This is a genomic window from Phenylobacterium sp. CCH9-H3, assembly GCF_001557235.1.
Classification (GTDB): Bacteria; Pseudomonadota; Alphaproteobacteria; order Caulobacterales; family Caulobacteraceae; genus Phenylobacterium.
In genome coordinates, this window is the sequence record NZ_LSJI01000165.1 from 1 (window position 1) to 1,995 (window position 1,995).

Annotated in this window: 4 protein-coding genes; all 4 read right to left on the minus strand. The window is 70.2% G+C overall.

Translation table 11 applies throughout. From position 1 onward, the window contains the following. The coding region (locus AX721_RS14670) for an Hpt domain-containing protein (RefSeq protein WP_197422585.1) at positions 1-821 on the minus strand (821 nt) is incomplete at its 3' end. 32 nt (positions 822-853) lie between these two features. Next, positions 854-1,225 carry a response regulator gene (locus AX721_RS14675; RefSeq protein ID WP_068876735.1) on the minus strand — a complete coding sequence of 124 codons (372 nt, stop codon included), beginning with the start codon at positions 1,223-1,225 and terminating at the stop codon, positions 854-856. Positions 1,226-1,229: 4 nt separating this feature from the next. Next, the gene (locus AX721_RS14680; protein WP_068876736.1) at positions 1,230-1,523 is read right to left on the minus strand and encodes an STAS domain-containing protein; all 294 of its coding nucleotides are present in this window, start codon (positions 1,521-1,523) and stop codon (positions 1,230-1,232) included. A 2-nt stretch (positions 1,524-1,525) separates the two neighbouring features. Beyond that, positions 1,526-1,995 (minus strand): methyl-accepting chemotaxis protein (locus tag AX721_RS14685; RefSeq protein WP_231754724.1); only part of this gene is annotated, 470 nt, incomplete at its 5' end.

Here is a 1,995-nt window from a genome sequence, read left to right on the forward strand (position 1 = left end):
GCATCGCCCTGCACGCGGGCCAGCAGCGACGACAGGTCGAACGCGGGCTCGCCGCCCTCGCTCTCGGCCGAACCGCCCAGCGGCTTCACCTCCAGCTCGCAGTCGCCGTCGACGAATTCGAAGACTTCCCGGATCGACGTCTCGTCGGCGTCGCCGGTCAGCGTCACCGTCCACGACAGATAGGCCGCTTCAGGATCCATTTCGCTCAGCGGCGGCACATCGTGCGCGTCCAGCTCGACCTCGGCCTGGCCCAGGCGCGTCAGCTCGCGCAGCAACAGGGCGGCCTCGTTGGCCTTGGCGTAGAGGTCGGCCCGCGGCTTGAAGGTCACCACGAATCCGGCGGGCGCGGCGGGCGTCTCGGCGCCTTCCACCGCGACGGCCATCGGCTGGAACTCGAAGTCGCCCCAGTCTTCCTCGGACTCTTCCTCGGCGCCCGCGGCGCCGCTCATGGTGCGAAGCTCTTCCGCCAGGGTCGCAGCGCCCGGATGCTCGGCCTCGTCGCCCGCGTGGGCCGCGCGCACCAGGTCGGCCAGCACGTCGGCCGCCCGCAGCATGGTCTTCAGCACGTCGTTCGACGGGGCGAGGCGGCCCGACCGCATCTCGTCCAGCGCCGTCTCGAAGACGTGCGCGAAGCGGATCAGCGCCTCCAGGCTGAAGGCCCCGGCGCCGCCCTTGATCGAGTGCACCGCCCGGAAGACGGCGTTGATGGTCTCGGGATCCTGGTCTCCGCCTTCCATGGCGAGGAGTCCGGATTCGAGCTCTGCGAGCTGTTCCTCGCACTCCTGGAAGAACGTCTCCCGGATGGCGGCTAGCGGGTCCACGGGCGTGGTTTCCTACTCTTGGTTCGGGTGGGTCAGGCGGCGACGCGGCGGATGGCGTCCACCAGCTTGACCGGGTTGAACGGCTTGACGATCCAGCCGGTCGCGCCGGCCATCCGCGCGCGGTTCTTCTTTTCCGCGTCGCTTTCGGTGGTCAGCACGAGGATCGGGATGGCGCGGTAGCGCTGGTCGCCCCGGACTTCCTCGATGAAGCCGAAGCCGTCCATGCGCGGCATGTTGATGTCCGTGACGATGACCTGCGGCATCTCCGGCTCGGCCTGGAGAACCTCCAGCCCATGGATGCCGTCTTCGGCCTGGACGACGCGGAAGCCGGCGTCCGCGAGGGCGAGGCGCAGCATTTCGCGCATCGTCCGGGAGTCGTCGACGGTGAGGACAGTCATGCTCATGGGTTCAATCCTGAACAGGGGAAAGGGCGGCGGCGGCCGGGGCCAGATGGGCGGCGCCCATCAGGACCAGGCCGTCAGCGAACTCGGGCGAGGGGTCCACGATCTGGAATTCGGCGCCGTCGGCGGCCCAGGTCGACTGGGCCGAGAGCAGCACCTGAAGGCATTGGCCGCCGACGCGGCGAACCTGCGAGGCGTCGACCGCAAGGGCCTGGCCGCGCCGGCCCAGCAGCGCCTTGTGGAGCGGCCCGGCGGCGGTCATGTCCAGGCTGTCGGCCAGGATGAGAGGCTGTGCGGTCATGTTCAGAATTCGTCCCAGGCGTCTTCAGCAGCTTCGAAGGCCGGCTTCGGGGCGGCGCCGCCGCGGCCGGTGGTCTTCATGGCGATCGCCGCCGGCGCGTGAGCCGGCGCGCGCGTCGGGGCCGGAGCCGCGTGAGCCGGGCTTCCGCCCAGGTCGAAGCGGGCGATCAGGCGGGCCAGGGCCTCGCTTTCGGCCGACAGGGCGTGGCTGGCTGCGGTGGCCTGCTCGACCATGGCGGCGTTCTGCTGGGTCACCTGGTCCATCTGGTTGATGGCGGTGTTGACCTGCTGAAGGCCCGTGGCCTGTTCCTGGGCCGAAGCGGCGATCTCGGTGACCGCGCCGTTGATCTGGGTGACCTGGGTCAGGATGCGCTCGAGGACCTTGCCGGTCTCGCCGACCAGGCCCACGCCGCGCTCGACCTGCTGCGAGGAGGCCGAGATCAGGGCCTTGATCTCCTTGGCCGCTTCGGCCG